The 18837-nt window shown below is 61.4% G+C and carries 11 protein-coding genes; 4 read left to right on the forward strand and 7 right to left on the reverse strand.

The features are described 5' to 3' along the window. Positions 1-6: 6 nt before the first annotated feature. Both trbI and L981_RS15245 read left to right on the forward strand, forming a co-directional pair. On the forward strand, positions 7-1290 hold the full coding sequence (gene trbI / locus L981_RS15240) for an IncP-type conjugal transfer protein TrbI (protein WP_043617638.1): 1284 nt from the start codon (positions 7-9) through the stop codon (positions 1288-1290). A gap of 304 nt (positions 1291-1594) precedes the next feature. Then, the gene (locus L981_RS15245) at positions 1595-2299 is read left to right on the forward strand and encodes an autoinducer binding domain-containing protein (protein ID WP_043617642.1); all 705 of its coding nucleotides are present in this window, start codon (positions 1595-1597) and stop codon (positions 2297-2299) included. Here L981_RS15245 and L981_RS33790 read toward each other — a convergent pair. Continuing rightward, the gene (locus L981_RS33790) at positions 2252-2614 is read right to left on the reverse strand and encodes a transcriptional repressor TraM (RefSeq protein ID WP_082006033.1); all 363 of its coding nucleotides are present in this window, start codon (positions 2612-2614) and stop codon (positions 2252-2254) included. The two genes, L981_RS15245 and L981_RS33790, sit on opposite strands and share 48 nt — an antisense overlap. Positions 2615-2804: 190 nt before the next feature. Here L981_RS33790 and L981_RS15250 point away from each other — a divergent pair, with 190 nt between their 5' ends. Then, the gene (locus L981_RS15250; protein ID WP_043617645.1) at positions 2805-3017 is read left to right on the forward strand and encodes a helix-turn-helix domain-containing protein; all 213 of its coding nucleotides are present in this window, start codon (positions 2805-2807) and stop codon (positions 3015-3017) included. A 162-nt stretch (positions 3018-3179) separates the two neighbouring features. Here L981_RS15250 and L981_RS15255 read toward each other — a convergent pair whose 3' ends face one another. After that, positions 3180-9548, reverse strand: a complete 6369-nt coding sequence (locus L981_RS15255) for an FG-GAP-like repeat-containing protein (RefSeq protein ID WP_082006034.1) — start codon at positions 9546-9548, stop codon at positions 3180-3182. Positions 9549-9712: 164 nt separating this feature from the next. Between L981_RS15255 and L981_RS35395 the strand changes: the two genes are divergently transcribed. Then, positions 9713-10891, forward strand: a complete 1179-nt coding sequence (locus tag L981_RS35395) for a hypothetical protein (protein ID WP_156134101.1) — start codon at positions 9713-9715, stop codon at positions 10889-10891. Here the strand turns inward: L981_RS35395 and L981_RS35900 are convergent. The 5 genes from L981_RS35900 to traA all read right to left on the reverse strand — a co-directional run bounded on the left by L981_RS35900 (position 10875) and on the right by traA (position 18585). Next, the gene (locus L981_RS35900; protein WP_052201811.1) at positions 10875-12086 is read right to left on the reverse strand and encodes a hypothetical protein; all 1212 of its coding nucleotides are present in this window, start codon (positions 12084-12086) and stop codon (positions 10875-10877) included. The genes L981_RS35395 and L981_RS35900 overlap by 17 nt on opposite strands. An 846-nt stretch (positions 12087-12932) precedes the next feature. Next, positions 12933-13541, reverse strand: a complete 609-nt coding sequence (locus L981_RS15275) for a TraH family protein (protein WP_043617652.1) — start codon at positions 13539-13541, stop codon at positions 12933-12935. 16 nt (positions 13542-13557) lie between these two features. Next, entirely contained in the window at positions 13558-14721 is a 1164-nt protein-coding gene (locus tag L981_RS15280; protein WP_043617655.1) for a conjugal transfer protein TraB, read from the reverse strand. Next, positions 14711-15208: a conjugative transfer signal peptidase TraF gene (gene traF, locus L981_RS15285; RefSeq protein WP_245281637.1), complete on the reverse strand. Its 498-nt coding sequence runs from the start codon at positions 15206-15208 to the stop codon at positions 14711-14713. The genes L981_RS15280 and traF overlap by 11 nt, the downstream gene beginning before the upstream one ends. A gap of 65 nt (positions 15209-15273) precedes the next feature. Then, positions 15274-18585 (reverse strand): Ti-type conjugative transfer relaxase TraA, encoded by a 3312-nt coding sequence (gene traA / locus L981_RS15290; protein ID WP_043617846.1) that lies wholly within the window; start codon positions 18583-18585, stop codon positions 15274-15276. Positions 18586-18837 lie beyond the last annotated feature (252 nt).

Genomic DNA, 18837 nt, shown 5'->3' on the forward strand with positions numbered 1-18837 from the left:
AAGAGGTTGGTTCAATCCCTCCAGCTTGGCGCTTCCGTCAACGATCATCAGCAGGAAATGCGTCGTCTCAATCGCCTTCCGATCATCATCGCGATCGTGGTCATCGTCCTCTTCTTTGGCATCGTTGTTCTCGGTCTTTCATGGCGAGGGCTCGCACTCAACCGAGACAACGAACTTGGGCGCGCGTCGGGTTCTCCCGCGACGAGTTTCGGCGATCAGCTCAAGCGCGGTGTTTCGGATGGCATCATCGGAGAGCCCGACAAGCAGGAGGTCTTTAAGACGACGCCTGTAGTCGTTCAAAGTCAAGCTGACAAGGAACCTGCCGTTGATCGTCGTCCGATCGCGCAGGCTTCGCAGCGCGACAGCGAAAATGATTGGAAGGCACGTCTGAATCGAGAGCAAGACGAACAATATCTTCGTGAGGCGCAGCGCCAGCGAATGGCGCGCCTGCAGGCACGGGCAACTGCTTATGACTCTCCCTTGAAGGTGAACATCGCAGATATCGAAGGCAGTTCCAGCAATTCGAAATCCACGGTTGCACCGGCCCGCCACATTGCAAACGGTGCTTCGGACTTCTACGCGGCAGCACTCAACGCGGGCCTAATGGGCCAAAAAGGCGATCAAAATGGACAGACATCAAAGGAAGACTTCTTCAACCAGGACATCAAGGAGCTTGGCTATCTGCCAAACCAGGTCGTCCCGCCGCTATCGGCATACGAGTTGAAGCGCGGCTCTGTTATCCCTGCCACCCTGATCACGGGCCTGAATTCCGATCTACCGGGCCGGATCACCGCGCAGATCAGCCAGAACGTGTATGACAGCGCGACGGGTCATCGGCTGCTCATTCCACAAGGCGCCAAACTCTTCGGCCGCTACGATTCAAAGATTTCCTTCGGCCAGGAGCGTGTACTCGCCGTCTGGACCGACCTGATTTTTCCGAACGGATCGACGCTCCAGATCGGTGGCATGGCGGGCACCGACGCAGAAGGCTATGGGGGCTTCACCGACAAAACCGACCGGCATCTTCTTAGCACTTTTGGATCGGCGGCGCTGATCGCCCTCATTGGAACCGGAATCGATATGTCGATGCCGGAGAGTTCGACGCGTGCGACACAAGATACGGCCTCGGACGCCGCTCGACGAAACTTCGCTGAAACATTCGGGCGCGTAGCTGAGCAGACCATTTCGAAGAACCTCAATGTCCAGCCAACGATCCGTATCCGGCCCGGCTACAAGTTCAACCTCCTCGTCGACCAGGACATCATCTTCCCATCTGCTTATCGGGAATAGTCTATGGCTCGGCGGATCCGGCGGGCATTGAAATCCTGCTCACAAGCTGAAGTCCTTGCGGCGCCCAACCAGAACGGCACTCTCGCGCCCCTCACAGGGCCCAATTTACGGTTAGCGCCCTTGAAAGATCTCCCTCGATACATAGGAATACAGAACACGGCCAAGAAGAATTGCTCGGCACTCAGCCACCAAAGGTTGCCGTCGATAAATCCCGTGCGCACTCAAGTTCGTGAATTTCGATGAGTACGGCTGACCGTTTCTAAAAGGAAAACTTGCCGGATCAAGGACGATAGGAGAGATAATCGTGACTGACCACCTTCGCTCGTTCATCGACAGGCTGGAAGCCGCTTGCGATGAGCAAATGATAAAGAGTGCGGTCCACCGCTTCGCCCGGTCCCATGGCTTCGAGCGGTTCGCTTATCTTCAAACCGACGGCTACCAGGTAAAGACCTTCAATTCCTATCCAGGACCATGGGAACGCGACTACTTGAAGAGCGGATACTCTACCCTCGACCCTGTCGTCATCGAAGCGCGGCGGATGCGCGAGATGTTTGAGTGGACCGCCGACGACTGGCCGACGCGCGGGAGCTCGTCTCTTCGGCAGTTTCGCGACGAGGCAATCGATCATGGCATTCGATCCGGTGTCACCATTCGCGCAGAAGGCAGTTATGGATCCGCGATGATGCTGACATTTTCATCGCCGGAAAAGAAGGCAGACATCTCGGGCGCACTCGATTCCAATCAGGCGCTTCAATTGCTGATGGCCGTCCACTACCAGCTGAGGGCTGTGGCGGCAAAAGTGGTAATGAATCCGAAGCGACTACTGTCGCCGCGAGAACTGCTCTGCCTCGTCTGGTCCACGAAGGGGAAAAAGGGCGAGGAAATTGCGATGATTACCGGGATCAAGCCGCGGACCGTGCAGCATTATCTCGATCAAGCACGTCACAAGCTGGGCGCTGATTCAGTCCCTCAGCTCGTTGCCATTGCCAAAGATCGACGCCTCGTCTGAGCCCTGATCGTCGTCGAAAGGGACATCGGGCACAAAGCCGAGTGCGTCAAGTATGACCGATAGTTCTTCCTGTTGGGCCGCGGAGTTCTTTTGACGTGTGAGATACTCCTCCTGAAGGGTGGGGAGCATGGATCCGGAAGTCGACGGGTCGTCGCTCGCTCGTAACCAATCCACGTAGACGGCCTGATCTGCTGCGAGGAGTGCGCGGTGTTTACGGATCGCTGAAACCGCCAGCGTCTCCAATTCAGTCTTGCTCATCGCATCGTATCGAGGTTTGCGCTGCGTTTCATTCTCAGAGGATCCGGCCTCTTCCATCCCTCAAAATCCCCAACTCTCTTCCAGCGTGTTATCTCGCCCGTCTGCCATGCTCGGCTCCGTGCCAGAGACGATTACTCTTCCAGATCGTAACAACGGGATGATCGTCAGAGGCGTATTATCACACGCCACGTCGAATCGGAACTATAGTTCCTGGAACGATAGTTCCGATTGAGGTTCCGCTTATGCGATGGATCTCAAGGAGGTCATGGCGGTGAACTTGCGTCGAATACGCCATGGCATGAAACTGACGCAGGAAGAACTCGCCCACCGCACCGGCGTGAGCGTCCGGCATATCGGGAAGATCGAACGGGCCACTGTTTCTGCCAGCGTCACCGTACTTGGACAGCTTTCCGAGGGATTGGGCGTTGACCCGTGCGAGCTGCTTGCAAGACCGCGTTGATCGGGGCGAAGCTTGCAACCCGATTGTGGAGGTGGAGGCCTACCGGAACCACTCCTCCCTGAACCGCCTTTCAATCTGAGTTATACGTTCCTTCGCAAAAGAGTATAACTCGCCGGACAGCAGGACGCCGCCATAGGTCTCTATGGCAGCGCCCGGCTCTCGTCAAATGAACAACAGGAAGATAAACGGTAGCGCATCGAGGACAGCTTCCCCGGTGGCCGCAGCCGTGGTGTCAGCCGCAATCTCCGTCACGACCCCTGTCGTCGTCGCAGTACTTTCTGCGACCTCGCCGCCGGTCGATGCTGAAATGCTCGCTTCCAGCCCGGTTGCGTCCCCTTCAGTCGACGAGACAAGGGACGACGAGTTCGACACGGCCGCGTCGTTGACGCCGTTCTGCGACGCCGCTGCGACCGTCGGCAGTTCCTGCTGGCCGCCGGAATTCGCGCCGAGTTCCGTCTCGCCGATCGCCTCGCTCGTCGACTGACTGCTTGCGACTTGCGGCTCACTGCTGGAGCTCGACCCTTCGCCGGTGTCGACATTGCCGTTGCCGTCGCCGTCACCATCGCCGGATCCCTGGCCGGAGCCATCGTTGCCATCTTCATCGTCGCTGCCTTGCGAAGATGAGCTGCTTGAGGAGGACTCGTCACTGCCGTCCTCGCTGTCGCTGTCGTCGCTAACGTGAATATCGGCGTCCTGATTGCCAGCATTTGGCGGGAGCTGTTGCATCGGGATGCCGTCCTGGCCAAGTCCGTCGTCCGGCAGGCCGCCGTCTTGGCCATCGTCATTCAGGCCGCCCTGGTTTCCACCGTCGTTGCCTCCATTGTTCTGCTGGCCGGCGACCCGCGCGCGGTAGTATTTCAGGCAGGCAGAAGCGCCGGCGCTGGCGGCAAAGATGCCGCCGACCGTCGTCGTCGCGCCGACGCCTGCGGCCGAAAGCTTGTTCTTCTGAAGAGCGCCGTCGATGGTCTGGGAGATGCCTGCGGCCGTTCCGAAAGTGCCGCCGCCAAGACCGATGATGCAGGCCGGCAACCCGTGTCCGCTCGGGTCAAAGCCCCAGGTGGGATTGTTCAGCATGAAGGCATAGCGGTTTGCACTGTCGTGCCGGTAGATGCTGGCCGAATAGAGGGTATCCGGTCTCGTAAACCGCGCAAGCGTCGGCTGATAGTATCGCTGGCTGAAATAGTAGAGACCGGTATCGGCGTCATAGGGTTGTCCCATGAACCCGTAGTCCGGTGATCCGGCCGCACGCCCGAGCGGGAGGCCGTAGGCATTGTAGAGGAACCAGTCGGTCGCAGCGCCCATATTGTCGGTTGTCAGTGTGAGGCTGTGGCGGGCATCTGTGTGAAGGTAGTTCTCGCTTTGCGCACTGCCGCTTGCCCTGTGGCTGTAGGCCGGGCCGAGAGCGCCATGCAACACCAGTTCGGACACCGTCGCGCCATCCGTCGTCACCTGCCGGAATTGCGGCGAGAGATAGAGATAGTCGTTGCCCTCAAGGTCTTTGCGCCAGACGCGGTTGCCGGCGTGATCGTAAGCAAATTGGGCAGCCTCGCCGTTGCCGCCGGATGCAAAGCTCTGCAGGCGGTTTCGACCGTCGTAGGCCGCCGAGAAGGATAGGCTCGGCGCCGATGTCGACAGCAGATTTCCCATTTTGTCGTAGCGGGGTGCGAGCATCTGGCCTGCGATGGTGCTCGACGCATCGAGCAGATAGCCGCTGCTTGAAAGGGAGAGGTCGGCGGACGATTTCAGGTTGCCCGCAGCGTCGTACTGATAGGTCTCGCCGTTCGGCATCCGGCTGTCGGCGACCGCTGTCAGGCGGGCGTTTTCGAAACTCGATGTCTTCGTATAGGTCGACCACTTTGCCGACGAGCCGGTGACGCTCAAGGGATAACCGTAAGGGTCCAGCTGGTAGGTTTCGCTAAGCAGGCTCTGGTTTCCGGCCGTAACGTCGAGTTTTGAGGTGCCGAAGTCCGGCGTGTACTCGAGTGTGGTCGTCACGCCGTTTGCATAGTGGATGGTCTGGGGCTGCCCCATCGCGGTAAAGTCGGAAAGGCTTATCTTCGGCACGCCTCCGATCGATTGGCTCACCATGCGATCCAGGCTGTAGGCCAGGCCGACGACGGTACCATCCGGCATGGTGATCGCCGTGGGTCGCCTTTGCGGGTCGAACTGCGCTGAAAGCGAGACGGTCTGTGCGGGATTTCCGACTTGCAGCGTGCTGTTGGCGGTCGAACCGTAGGCATCATAGGAAAACGCGCGCTGGACATCAACCGCCTGGCCGGTGACGGTTGCGGAGGCAAGCCGGCCAAGGCCGTTCGATCCGCCGTCATAGCTCAACTGGACGGCGATGCCGCCGGGATAGGTGATCCCGGTCTTGCGCCCAGCGTCGTCATAGGCATAGGCGATCGTGCCGTTGCCCTGGGTCCTCTTTGCCAGAAAGCCGTTGGCGCCATATTCGAACGTTGAGGCCCCCAGCGCCGGTAGCGCCTTCGCCGAGACGCGGCCGAGGCTGTCATAGGTGTACGTCGCGGCCGTCGAACCTGCATCCGCCGGCGGCTCGACCGCAATGACGCGACCCGAGACGTCGCGTTGATAGCCCGTCTTGACGCTCTCCAAGCCGGGCGAGCGCAGATCCTGGAACGCTTGTGTCACGGCCCTGGCCCTGTTGGCGAAGTAGGAGCGGTCTTCGACAAGGGTTGCGCCATAGGCGGTGTCGCTTGCCATGTTGTGGGTGACCGTCACGCCGTCGCCCGTCATTTCGTAGTTGGTTTTGGACGTGATCGCCTGGATCTCGTCACCGTTCAGCCACGGAAACGTTGTCTCGGTCGTCCGGTCGAGCGGATCATAGGCGGTCGTTTCAAACAGCACGTCGTCGCCCCCAATATAGGGTAGGGCGCTTTTGAGCGTTTTGTTGGTGGCGCTGAAGGTCAAATCTTCCATGACCCGATCGGTTGCACCGCCTTCACTCGATTGCGTCAGCATCTGGTAGCGGCGTTCAAGTCCGTCATAAAGATAGGTCACAGTCTGCTTGGAAGGCGTGCTGCCTTCCTGCGGCCACTGGGTCAAGTTCGTTTGCGTCACAGCCGGCACGCCATTTAACCAGCCATGGGAGAAGGTCGAAAGCGTTGCAAGCTTTGCCGGCGACACGCCTGCAGGTGTCGTCACCGATGCCGTCAGGCAGGCCGGCATCAAGGCGCTGCTATCGGCGCCTTCTGGAGCCGGGCCTTGAATGAGTTGCCGCCTCCCGAAGCTATCGTAGCATGTGGTGAACTGGTTGCCGTTGGCGTCAATCTTCAATGTCTGCTTGCCGAAACGGGCATCGTATCCGTATTGCGACACCAGAACCGTCGCGTTCGTGCCGGTCGGCTGCGATCGCTTTTGAATGTAGGTATTGAAGGTCGGGTCGATGACATAGGTCGTGGTCGCAAGGCCGGGTCTGGCGACGGTAAGCCGATTTCCGAAGGCGTCATAGGTGTAGGCCGTTTCAAGATAGGCCTGTCGCGCCTGGTCCCAGCCACCACGGGCCGAAACGTTCATTGCATCGTCGTAGGTCCATCTGGTCAACGAGATATCCTGATCCGGCTGGAAGGACTGGATATCGGCAAGCGACGGGTTCTTCGTCGTCTTGGCATATTGCTTGAAGCCGAGGCGCCAGCTCGCCGCGTCGTTCTGATAGGCTGCGCTCAAGTAAAGGTTGTCGGACGCATCAAGGTCGTTGCCCGTCCGGTCGACGAGGTTGAGCTTGGCCGACTGCGTGCGGTTTCCGTAGCCGTCGTGTTCGAACGTCTGGCCGAGCGAATGCTTGTACTGGCCGGCCTGATACTTGTCCGATCGCGTCGACGACGGACGCACGAGCGTCGCCTTGTAGCCATTCTCCTTCGACACCTCCGTGGTCGTCGACGTGTAGGTGAAGGTGTCGACTGAGAGCACGTCTCCCTCGGAGCAAAACCCTGTCTGGGCGGTGGCGCAGGAGACGGTGCGCGACTGCGGTCTGCCGATGAGGGGGAAGGTCTGATTGTATGTCACGCTCGTCGTGCGGCCGATCGAAACATTGGTATGGGAGCTGACCGCAAAGCCCAGCCAGCCGCGACCGGTGTTGCTGACCTGGCCGTCCCTGTAAAAATGGGTGATCGGGTAGCTGTAGGGGCTGGTGCCTGCGGCCGGATTGTTGCTGTCTGTGGTGCTTGCAACCACATAGTATCTGCCCGTGAGGTTCGAGCTTGCCCGATATTGCGGCAATGCTTCGTTCTGGATGAGCGGCGGATAGCGTTGATAGGTCGCAAGCGCGCCTGCCCCCGCGCTTTCCGAGTAGACGGTGGGATCCGAGATCGGCTTATAGGCAATCGCAACGACCCCAAGCGAGGAGCGCTCTATGCCCGTCATGAGATCCGGGAAGTCTCCCCCCGTCAGTCCCACCTCGACCGCTTCCTGAGTGAAGGCGACGACGTCGAGAAGTCCGTCGCCATTGATGTCGACGACCTGTCGGTTGGTCTGGTCCGCAGCGCCCCCTTCATTGAGGCCGAGCCCGTTCAGCGAGCCCTGGTTCCAGGACCCCGCGATGAAGCCAGCCCCCGTGGAAAGGGCGATCGATGTTCCGCCGTCGTTGAATCCGACGATGTCGCCCCGGCCGTCGCCATTCACATCGGTCATCATCCGCGGCGTCTTGCTCGACCAGTTGGGCGCGCCGAACGACGACGACCAGATCGCAGGCGGTTCAAAGCCCGCGCCGTTTGAAAGCCCGACCGAAACTTCAGTGCTGAAGCCGATGAGATCCGCAAGCCCGTCGCCGTTGACGTCCGACATCATGCGCGGGTTGTCGGCGTTCCAGGTGCTGTTGTCAGCGAAATTGGCGTAGTTCTGGTTCCAGCCGGCCTGCGTGAAGCTTGTTCCGGTCGAAAGGGCGACGTTGACCGAGCGCGTCTGCTGGTTCATCGCGATGACGTCGCTCTTGCCATCGCCGTTCACATCGGCCATCAGCAGGTCGTCGCCCTGCCATCCCTGCTTGATGCCGATATCGGCGAACCAGGTTTGCGGGCTTGCAAAGCTGCCGTTCCCGTTGGCCAGCGCGACCTGAACACCGTCGTTGAACCCGACAATATCGGCGGAGCCATCGCCGTTCACATCGGAAAGATAGCGCGGCGCGTCCGCACTCCAGCCGGCATTGGGTGCGAAGTAGGGAAACGTGGCTGAAACTTTGACAAAGGCTGAACTGGCCGCATCCGCCAGAGCCATTTCGACGCCGGTATCGGAAAATCCGACGATGTCGGCAAGCCCGTCGCCATTGATATCGGTCAGGTAGCGCGGTTCGTCGCCGGACCAGTCGTATTCCGGCGAGAAGGCATTGAGCCACGTCGTCGGTTGAGCAAAGCCCGCCGGTTTGGCAAGCGCCACCTGTACACCGTTCTTGAACCCGACGATGTCCACGAGCCCGTCGCCATTCACATCTGCGAGCGTCACGGGGTTATTGGTCGGGTCCCAGCCGTTTGCTGGCGTGAAGGCGCCCTGTAGCCAGGTCTGGCTGCCCGCAAAGGCGTTGGCGCCGGTCTGGTAGGTGAAGCGAGATGGGGAAAGGCCTTTTGCGCTTTCGTCCTCGCTGTCAAAGAGCTGGACGGTTGTAAGACGGGAGACGCCGGTCGAGGGTGACGTCTCGTAGCTCAGGCGATAGCTGCCGACAATGTCGCTGCCAAGGTAGGTGCTTACCGCACTCAGGCGCAGCGTCGTCTCAGCTACCGCGCCGCCCATGTAGTTTCCGATCGGATCCGGGCGTGCCTCGTAGCGTAATCTGACGAAGCGGTTGGCCGGCGTCGTGGGCTTTGTGCCCACATTGCCGCCATAGGCGATTTCGATCGGGTAGGCCTGGCTGCCTGGCTGGCCGGTCCCGGTCGGATCAGTGCTATAGGTAAAGACGACCTGGTTGCCGTTCCTGTCGGTCTGCGACGACAACAGCCACTCGCGAACGGTTTCCTGGCCGGCGGCAACGAGAACGCGGCTGTCGGCGCTTCCGCCGAAGACCAGCGTTTCGCCGTTTGGCTGCTGAACCACGAAGGATTGGGGCCCGGTGCCGCTGGCACCCTTTGCCGTGACCTGGTCGAAATTGTCCAGTTCCGCGCGATAGACACTGCCATCGCCCCCGTAGGCCCCGCTCATGACCAGCAGCCGCTTGCCGTTGAACGCAAAGCGGTCCTCGCTGCTATAGGTGAGGTCGCCATCCACGCCGTCGATCGCGATGATCTTGCGCACCCGGCTTATCTTGGAAAAGCCGCTCAGGTTCCAGCCAACACCGACAAGGCCGTTCTGGCTGGTGCTGTTGTAGCCGAAGGAGAGCACTGGCTCGTAGCCCTGGACGCCTGGCGGGATCTGGACCTTGATCGTGTAGATCGCGCCGCCCGAGGACGTCACGCTGAACCGGCCCTTGTCGGATCCTGCCTCGTCGTCGCCTGCCGCAAGTGCCGTGCGTACGGTGATGTTCGACGGGCCCGATAGGACAAGCGTTGCTGCGAGGATCAATCTGCAGAACTTAGCAAAACGCGTCATGACTTTCCCCTTTGGAAAAACAGGCGTCAAGGTTTCAGGGTTTCATTGATGTGGATGCGGGCCTTCGGCCGGCGCCGGCCGACAAGTCCCGCTGTTCCGGGCCGTCCGGGGTCGCCAGGCCTGGCAATGATATTTTCCGCCATCGCCGGTCCGGCAGGGCCGCCTTGTCCTTCCACTCCGCCTTCTCCCCCACGTCCGCCCAGGCTGTCGGCAGATCTGGCTTCGATGAGATGGGCCTGAGCCGGTGGACAGGAAATGAAGACGTTCGAGGAGATCCCGCCGTTTCCGCCGTTTCCACCTCGTCCGCCATCGCCACCGTTTCCTCCGGCGCCCGCATGTCCAACGTGGCTATCGTTAAGGCTCGCTCCGCCGCGCCCGGCATGTCCGCCGCGGCCGCCGTTTCCGCCGTTCCCGCCCCGGCCGCCCAAGCCGCCTTGCCCGGCCTGACAAAAGATCGAGAGGCGATGGCTGGCCTTTGCAAACGAGCGGATCGTGATTTCCGCTGTCTTCAACATACCGCCCGTGCGGCCGCGGCGCCCGTTCTGTCCGTTCGAGCCGTGCCCGCCATCGCCGCCGTGGCATTCGTCGACCGGAACGGGATCGGCTGCGGCAGGCCCGAATACAGAAGCGCGTACGCTGAGCGACCTGCCGTCGCATCCGGGTTGTCCGTCGCTGCCGTTACTGCCGGACGGACCATCGAGCGGGCCGCTAAGGAGACTATCGACGGGATGGGGCGTGGGCAGAATGCCGATATGGTATTCTTGGGGCCCGGTTTCGCCTGCAAGAACGTTGAGGCATTGAACCACCATCGAAAATACATTGCCCCGGACGACGAGCCGTGCGCCCGCGGCAAGTGTCAGGCTTTCGACGTTCAAGACGGTGTAGAGCTCCTCGCGGGTGCCGACATCCCAGTCGCCCGAGGTTGCGCTGAGGTCGAGCACGGTTCCTTCGCAAAGTTCGATGCTTCGGGCCGACACGACCTTCAGCCGCGCCGGGAAATGTTCGCGCATTCGCTCGACGTCGTGGGGGTCAAGTGCCCGTCCGGCAAAGATGTAAGCCTCGCCGCGGTCATGCACGCCCTGCCAAAGGCGCGTCCGACCGCCGAAGTCGCCGAAACTTTGAAGGCGTCTTCGGCGGGCACTTTCGCCGGCGTGCGACATCCACTGTCTCAGGGCGTGGATGTCGGAAACGCGAAGCCAGGCTGTTTCGATCTGTCCGGCTTCCAGTCCCAGGAGATCGTGGCCGGCAGCGGCCGCGATCGCCTGGAACTCCGTCAAGGGCACCCGCTCGGCGCCCGCTGTAGAAAGGTTGCCGGAATACATCGCTTCAGCCCGTGGTCGTGATGGAAATCGTGCCGGGATTGCCGGTGTAGGTGCCGGTCGTGCCGACCGTACCGTTGGCGCCCGGAGAGCCGGCCGTGCCGGCGGTCCCTGCGGATCGATGCTTGCCACTGCCCGAGCCGCCGGCGCCGCCAGTTCCACCGGTTCCACCGTTGCCGGCCGCCCCTCCGGTGCCTGCGGGCGCCACCAGTCCGCCGTTCTGGAGCATCGACGAGGCAATGCCACTCGCAAGCATCACATTGATCGGATGCCCATCAACGCCGTTGCCTCCCGGGCCGCCATTGCCGCCATTGCCGCCCGCACCGCCGTTGCCGCCGTTGGCGCTTTGCGTTCCCTCGCAACCCGATTGGCATCCGTCGCCGCCGATTCCGCCTATACCGCCTGCACCGCCGCTGCCGCCAGCACCGCCTTGGCCGCCTGCGCCCGACTGGGTGAGAAGGTAGATCGGATTTTGAGACATCGCATTGAAGGTAAAGTTTGCCGTGAGGTTCGGCGTGCCGTCCGCCCCGCGCTGACCGTCCGTTCCGGCCGCGCCATTGGAGCCTGCAGTCCCGGCCGTCGGGTCCTTCGCTCCTGTGCAGACGCCCGGTGAAGGCGTTCCCGAACTGCTGCCGTTTTGACCGTTCTGCGCCTGGGGCTGGTTTGTCCCGGCAGTACCGGCGGCTCCCGGCGCGCCGAAGATGCCAATCGTGTAGTTTGCGCCGCTACTGCCGCCGCTTGCGTTGTTGACGACGGCCTGAGCGACGAAGGTGACGCTCGTTGCGTAGGCGTTGATGTAGCCGCCCTGGTTGATCGTCAACGTGCCGACATTGATCGAAACGGGCGTGCTTTCGTTGCCCAGGGTCCATTCTGACGAAATCGTCTTGTCGAGCGCCGACAGCAGCCTCACGGTCGTCGGAAAGACATGTTTAAGGGCAAGCGCGTCGTCATGGGAAAGCGGTCTGTCGGCATGAACGGCCGCCTCTGCCCGCAGATAAAGAGCTTCCATGCTGCCGTTCGCTTCATCCATGAGCTTTGGATGGTCTTTTTCGTATTGCCGCGCCCGCGCCTGGCGCATCTCCGGGCTTGAGCCGTCATGAAGGAGGTCTCGAAGCTCCTCGATGGAGTGGACTTGGCGCGTGGTCTGGATTTCGTCTCCCGCCTTCAGAGCCTCGAGACTGTGTCCGAACTTCAATGCACGTTCATTGAAAGACAGCATGGCTTTCTCCTTTTGAGCCAGGTTGGGGGCCGAACTGGTCGGTGGATGATTAGGCTTTACGTTTTGACGGCAACGGTTCTTGTGCGGCGCCGAGGGCGACAAGCCCCGGTGCAATGTCGCGACACGACCCGCCGCGCGGCAAAGCCGTGGGCTGAACTCGGTAATTGCGGAAGAGCGATGAAACTCTGAGTAGAGTAGTGCCGGATCGTACGCGGCATCTACCCTCAGATTGCAGGGCTTTTGCGTCGCAATTCTGGGATGGTTTATCGAATGCTAATGCAATTCTGAATTGGGACGATGACGCCGTCTTCGTCGAAAACCGTACCGTGTGCTCGGTGCATGCAAGCCCAGAGGCGCGTGATCGACATGTCGTGGAAGCACACTCCTGCTGGCTCACGATCGGATGTGTAATAGGAGACGATCCGACACTTGTGGCAATGCCGCGCTGTGAACCCATGGGCGCCAGAGGCACCAAGTGATATCGAGCTGGTCGGAATCTATTGCGCCGCTATCACACCGTTGTCCGAGGGCGGGCGCACCCACCGATCGGAACGGGAAACTAGAAGAGACCGGCAAGCTTGCGCTGGGCTGCCAAACCGACAACAGCGCCCAATGCCCAGAAGTTGAGAAGAATCCGAGCCGGACAGGGCGGGATGCCCGACAAGAGGACGCCGACAGCGAAGCCGAGGTGCGTCAACGCGCGCCACCCCTTAAGGATGCCGAAGGCAGGGTTCGCGGACACCGAGAAGGTGCCGTCGTTTGGAGGTCTCATGACGGGCAAGAGCAAGAGGAGGCGCCGCAGAGGCAGTTATCCCGCTCCGTACGCGCTGAACTACCGCATCGAGGTCAATTCCCTCCAATACGGGACAAGTCTATGCGAATTCCCGCATGGCCAACGTCCCCATTCGCCTCGGCCAATTTCTCGGGCGATGCCACGCCTATTCTTTCCTCGTCGACGGCAGGGAATTTGCGTTGCTGCGGTAACTCGATCGCAGCCCCAGGATCTTCTGCTTGGAACACGCGAACTCCTTCGAACTCTCCGGTTTTCCATGCGTAGACCGCATCCTCGAATATCTGAGGGAAGACGTCTTGCGTCTTGGGATTGCCGTACCATTTGGCGACAATCCGCAGCACCTTGGCGAACATGGCCGTCCCCTTGCGGAGGTTTTCGCAAGCATCGACCAGTTCAGGCTTCAGCTCGGACGCATCCTTGATGCCGACACCCGCCGGAAACTGTGTCAGGCCGACACGCACCACGGCCTGGCCGACATACCGCCGGACGATCGCCATCGCCTCGTCCGGCGTCGTCGCTTTCGGGATGAGGATCAATCGGCCACCCGATTTGACAGTGACGGCAAGCGGATCGTTCGAGCCCGTGGCGGACACGAACTGCTCGACGATCGCCGGTTTCAGCGAGGGGTCCGCGCATTGTTGGATCAGGGCAGCATCGAGCATGAGGGGCTCCTTGGCATCACGTGTTGAAGGAAAGGACGAGCGGTTTGGCGAACAGGCGCGCCCAGGCTTCAATGCTGGCGCGCTGGATGGCGACGATGGATGTCCCTTTGGTCCACCAACCGTTGCCCACGGCGACGATGACGTCCGGATCGTGGAGCATGGATTGGAGAACGGGCCAGACGATCAGCTGCTCGTAGCAGATCAGGGGCGCTATCCGGCTGTCGGCAACGGTCGCGATGGGGTTTTCGAAGAAGTGCGCCCGCGCGCCGCCGCTTGCCCCAAGCAAGGAGCGCCAAGGCTGCCACATCGAACCTGGCACCGGCATCCGCTCACGGTAGACGATTTGGGCGCCGGCGCCCGAGATGGCGATCAGCACATTGTCGTATCCGCCTGCATCGACGACCGCAGCACCGGCGATGACGGTGGCGTCAGTTCCCTGTAGTGCTCGCACCCAGAGCCGCTTGACGGTTGGTGTCCAGAAGCTGAGCGTGCTCTCGGGAAGAACAATGGTGCGGGCGCCGCCGGATGCCCGATCCGTCACCATGGCAATCAGATCACGGTGGTGCTCTATGCTGGCGTCGCGCCCCAGCGATGCGCCCATTTCGAGGTCGACCCCCTGCCAGGATTCCGGTAGTTTCGGTTCGTCCCAGGTTGCGGCGGACCCGATCCAAAAGCCTGCCAGGATGATCGCGACAGCTGGCCACATGCGGGTTACGAGGCCCATGAGGCCGGCTGTCGTTGCAGCCAATCCCCACCATCCCCATCCCGGAAACAGCACGCCCGCAGCCGTGATCGGATGCGCCCAGCCAGTAATGCCGAATGGCGGAATGGCCATCAGCAATACTGCCGCCAGATAGCGAAACGGTCGTCTACGCTCGTATCTCGTCCAGAGTAGCGCGTGAACGCCGACAAACCCGAGGGATGCGCTGAGCCAGAGCAGCAGGCCCGGCCACAGATCCGAGGAATAGAAGGTCGCAACGCCTTGCGGCAGACCCCGGGACGCTGCCAGGAAGTAGCCGGCCGAGACAAGCGCGGCGGTCAGTCTCGTTGGCGCGAACGCCCAGAGAACCGGAAACATAAACGCGACCGGAAGAAGGAGCGCGTAGCCACTCCACGCAAGCGTTCCGGCGACGATGGATGTGGCAATCAACAGCGTCGTCCAGACCTTGTCATGGCGCATAGGTAAGAACCTTTTGCGCCAGGCCGAGAATGCCGGATGCGGGCAGGGGACCGAAGTAGCGGGAGTCATAGGAGCCGGCGAATGGTGAGTGGAGGAAGAGGCTTCCCGCCGGCACCACGCCGCCAGGGAACGGTTTCATCGGCCGACCCTTGCCGTCCCGCTGTGCCAGCCTGGAAAAAGGAATATCTCGCCCGTCGACCGTCACGTGGGCGCCGATTTCGACACTCTGGCCGGCGATGGCAATGACCGTTTTGATGAGAGGCGCGACGCCGCCCGGACACGTTCCGGAGTGGAGGTAACCCCGCTCTCTCGCCTCTCGCATTGCCGTTGTTTTCGGCGGGCAGATGAACACGAGATCGCCTGTCGCCGGCGATCGATCAAGCGCGACGATGCGCCAGAGGCCGAGCGGTTCGCTTGGTGTCAGGTTGATGAGGTAGCCGCCTATAGCCGCGACAGCTGCACTGCCGCCAACGATCGATGCCGCCATGAGCGAGAACACGAACGCATTCGTTCTTTGAGCGCGTCCCATCCGACGCTTGGACACCGATATCGTCATTTGAGGGAAAGTCCCTGGCTCTTCGTCTGGCGCAGGGTTTCGGCCTGTTTCAACGCCTCGGTCGTGCGCTCATGCGCGGCCAGCTGCTGCGCGGTCCGCATTAAATTCCATGCGGACTGCACCTCCGCCTTCTGCCCGGGCGTCATCCCCGCGGTGACGGTGCTGAAGGTCTGTCCGTTGGCTTCTTTTGCCGCGAGAGGCAGGAAGGTCCGCTCGCCGAAACGCTCCGCTACCGCCTTGGCGAAACCCTCCAGTTCCGCCTTCACCAATTTGTCGGCGAGCGCATATTCGAGGCCGGCCGGCAGGTCGTTCCGGTCGATCGCATCGCGAACGCGTTCCAATGCTTGTTTTGCGTTTGGCGACAGTGCGGGAATATCGATCGAGACCTTCAAGCGGACGGTACGGTCTTCGACCTCGTATTTGCGTTCCGCTTCAGCCCGCTGGCGCAGATAGCGCTCCAAGTTGCGGGCCAGCGCGGGTGCGTTGGTCAGCGCCTTTTCGCGCTCCTGTTTGTCCGCGCGGCCGGCAAGCATTCCGGTCTTGCCCTTCAGCGCACCGAACTGTTCGGGGTTGGATCCGATCGTGGCCAAGGTCGATTTCGCGACATTCTCGTCCTTCAGCATTGCATCGACATTGATTGTCTTGAACGCGCCTTCCGGCTGGGCATAGATAAGATGGAAGCGGGTCGAAACTTCCTCCCACTGTTTTTTCAAACCGGGATCAGCCGCGATCCTGTCCTCGACCGCCTGGTCGACCGATTTGGCGAAGGTTGTGATACCCGAGACCATCGGCTTTGCCCCTTTGGTGCTGTCTTGGGTTGGGGATTGCGCGGTGCCACGGACGAGACCGAGCTTGCCGGCAATGGCGGCAAGGCGCGCACCAAGATTGGCGAGCTTGTCCTGCTGTCTGACTGTCCATTCCAAGCGATCGCGAATAAGCGTGCGCGCGACGCTGACGATGTGCAGACCGCGCGCTTCGGCAAAGCGAAGTACCTGGCGATGGAAGGCGCCCTTCTCGTAATCGAGCGTCGTTTCCTTCGCGTTCCTCCGCGACAGGATCGGAATCAGCCCACCGTTCTTGGCAAAGGATCGGCGGCCGTAATAGACGGCCAGGTCCTCACGATGGCGGGTCATGGCGACATAGGTGAGATGGCGGTCCAGCGAGAGCGAGGCGAGCACCTTGACCTGGTCGACAGTCGCGCCTTGGCTCTTGTGGATGGTCGTGGCATAGCCGTGATCGAGGTTGTTGTAGAAGCGCTGTTCGACCAGCACCTGGCGGGCATTCTCGCCATCGCCGATCAACGCGGTGATGCGTCCCGGTCCCACCTCGATCACCTTGGCCAGCATGCCGTTCTTGACGCCGAGCGATCCCTCGTTTTTCAGGAACACGATCTGGTCGCCGACGGCGAAACTGCGATCGCCATCGGCCGTCTTGAAGATCACCCCTTCAGCGAGAATCCCGCGTTCGATGAGCTTGATACGCGCCATCTGGTTCAGCATGCGGACATCGCGGCGCAGGTGAGCAAGGATGAGTGACGTCTTCGCCGGATCGTAATCGCGGTCCCAGGCGGCGATCAGGTTGCCAACCGCGTCTGCCTTCAGGTCCGAGCCTATCACCTTGCCATTGGCGCGGTAGGCATCCACCGCCTGGCCGACTTTGCCGCGCGCCAGATCGAGCGAGGCATCGCGCATCCATTGCTGGCGCTGGCGATAGATGGTCTCGAGCTCTGCATATCCGATGCGATCGGCAATCGCTCGAAAAGCGGCACCCGCCTCGATCGGTTGGAGCTGCTCGGGATCGCCGACGAGAACGAGCTTGGCGCCGGCTTTTGTCACCGCTTCGACGAACAGCGCCATCTGTGGCGACGACACCATACCGGCTTCGTCCAGCACGAACACCGTCTTGTTATCGAGCTGATCGCGGCCCTGGTTCCAGCGGAGTTCCCACGACGCAAGCGTCCGAGAGATGATGCCCGCTTCCCGCTCCAGGCCCTCGGCCGCCTTCCCGGCAAGTGCTGCACCGACGACCCGATAGCCGGCCGCTTCCCAGGCCTCGCGCGTCGCCTTCATCATCGTGGTCTTGCCGGCGCCGGCGCGGCCAATCACGGCGGCTATCCGCTCGGGTCCCGCCACACGTTCGATCGCCGTCTTCTGCTCACCTGACAGACGCTCATGGCGCTTGAAGGTCACCGCTAGCACCGCTTCCCGCACGCCATGTGACGACCGCTGGGACAGCCAGACCGCTCGATTGGCCATCTCCGCTTCCAGCCGGATCATGTCCCGCGTCGTGTACTTGGCCGGCACCCGGGTGCCGGTCGCAAGGTCGAACCGCTCGCGCTCGAGGCGGAAGGTTTCGGGGTGGAGGATGATCCGAACCATGAGGCTTTGGAACAGAGCGAGATCGTCGATGTAGCGGTGCAGGATCTTGGCGACGTCACGCTCGTCGAAGACGCTCTTTTCGCGCGTGATCAGGTCCAGGACAAGTTTGGGGCACCGCTCGATCCGTCTCGTATTCTCGGCCCTTCGCGCGTCCTGCAATTCGAGGCGCTCGAGTTCGATCGGCTTTGAAGCAATCTCGGATTTTCGCTCGATCGCCTTCGTCCCGACGCCAAGGTGGATAGTCGGTTCGAGATCGATCCCTTGCCTTTCGAAAGACCGCCCGTCGACGCGAATGTCGAGACCGGCAAGCGCCAGATGCCGGTTCTGGCAGGCAAACCATCCGTCACGAAACGCGTTGAAATCATCGATGCTTCCGGCCCAGAGCTCATAGACTATTCTGCCGGCATCGTTGCGGATCGGATTGCCGTTCGGTCCAAAAACCGCGACCTTCTTTGCGCCGAAACCGTCCTCGGTCAGCGGCCGCAGCGTTGTCATCAGATGCACATGCGGATTGCCCGGCGCATCGTGATAGACCCAGTCCGCCACCATACCCCTCGAGGTGACGTGCCGCTCGACGAAGTCACGCACCAGCGCAATGTTTTGCTTTGGCGTCAGTTCGATCGGCAAGGCGATCGTCACATCCTTGGCGAGCTGCGCGTCCGAGCGCTTCTCGAAATCTTCGACTGTGTTCCAGAAGGCTTCTGACGCACCCGAAACCGAGCGGTCGGCAATCATCGTTCGCAGCCACTCAGGCGCGTCGGCGGGGATGACGAACTCTTCGTGCAGCAATCCCTGCTTGCGCGTGTAGTCGATTGTCCGCGCCTCGCGCTCGAACTCCATCTTTGCGCAGTGACGGTAGGCCGCCGACAGGACGGCGCTGCGGCCGGAGCCGCGGGCGACGACGCTGACGGAGAAATGGGGGACGGCCACGGCAGGTTCTTTCCCGATTGCGAACGAAATCAACAAGTTCGTCGGGAGCGGCAGGCCCGCCAGGGCCTCACGCAAGGGCGTCGCGGCAGCGACGTATAATTGCGCCCTTCGGATCCGCTCCTTCGGAACGGCCGGGATCATCCACCAAAGCTTGCGCCTTGGCGATTGTAGGATTCACAGTAGTGCTTTCCGCGCTCATCTCCGGAAAAACTGGGTTCGAAAGGCAAGCTTTCTCACCCAAGGGAGACTACG

Source organism: Ensifer sp. ZNC0028, from assembly GCF_000799055.1.
Classification (GTDB): domain Bacteria; phylum Pseudomonadota; class Alphaproteobacteria; order Rhizobiales; family Rhizobiaceae; genus Ensifer.

Coding starts and splice junctions, on each gene's coding strand:
- L981_RS33790 (WP_082006033.1), bottom strand. CDS start 2,614: ATGGAAGAGGCCGGATCCTCTGAGAATGAAACGCAGCGCAAACCTCGA.
- L981_RS15275 (WP_043617652.1), bottom strand. CDS start 13,541: ATGCTCGATGCTGCCCTGATCCAACAATGCGCGGACCCCTCGCTGAAA.
- L981_RS15255 (WP_082006034.1), bottom strand. CDS start 9,548: ATGACGCGTTTTGCTAAGTTCTGCAGATTGATCCTCGCAGCAACGCTT.
- L981_RS35900 (WP_052201811.1), bottom strand. CDS start 12,086: ATGCTGTCTTTCAATGAACGTGCATTGAAGTTCGGACACAGTCTCGAG.
- L981_RS15280 (WP_043617655.1), bottom strand. CDS start 14,721: ATGCGCCATGACAAGGTCTGGACGACGCTGTTGATTGCCACATCCATC.
- L981_RS15250 (WP_043617645.1), top strand. CDS start 2,805: ATGGATCTCAAGGAGGTCATGGCGGTGAACTTGCGTCGAATACGCCAT.
- traF (WP_245281637.1), bottom strand. CDS start 15,208: ATGGCGGCATCGATCGTTGGCGGCAGTGCAGCTGTCGCGGCTATAGGC.